1 protein-coding gene is annotated in these 625 nt (G+C 46.2%); it reads right to left on the bottom strand.

Translation table 11 applies throughout. The features are described from left to right. The coding region (fliD, locus tag R8N49_RS28300) for a flagellar filament capping protein FliD (protein WP_318190590.1) at positions 1-625 on the bottom strand (625 nt) is incomplete at both ends.

The following is a 625-nucleotide window of genomic DNA, read 5'->3' on the forward strand; positions in this document are numbered from 1 at the left end:
CAAAACCAGTGTTACCACCGAAGAATTTTTCTAACTCGTTGAAGTTATTGTTCAACTGACGGTCAAGCATGTCATAGTTGATTTCAAGCGTGCCTTGACGCGTCGTGGTAATGCCAAATTCTGTCAATGATTTCAGATTTTCTGGTGCTTGATCGATTCGGCTTGAAAAGACGGCTTTCAATCGTGAATCGGCACTTCGCACCGTGCTGTCACCAGCTAGCGGCCCTTTTTGGCCAGTAGTTGGGTCAACACTCGAGAGTGCTTGCGAAGTTTGGTAAAACGAGTTGTACGCCGAAACAAAGTTTTCGATGTCGCTGCGTACACTTTGACGGTCGTACTCGACACCGATTTCTGCAGGCGGCTTGTTTGGTTCTGACTTGCCTTTAAGTGTCAAATCCACGCCTTCAATGGCGTCTTCAATTACGTTGTTATGGCTTGAAAGTTTTGCCACGCCATCAAGCAGCACTTCAGAATCTTGCCCTGCTTGTACCTCTGTCATACCAAGGTATTCTTCGAATGAGGATTGCGCTTTTGCGATTTTGGCTTCTGCTTCGTCGATTTTTTCTAGACGTTCACGCTCTTGAGGATCGAGTTTCGCACGATGAATTTGCTTGGCTTGCTCTTT

It is taken from the genome of Vibrio sp. 1978 (assembly GCF_033344345.1).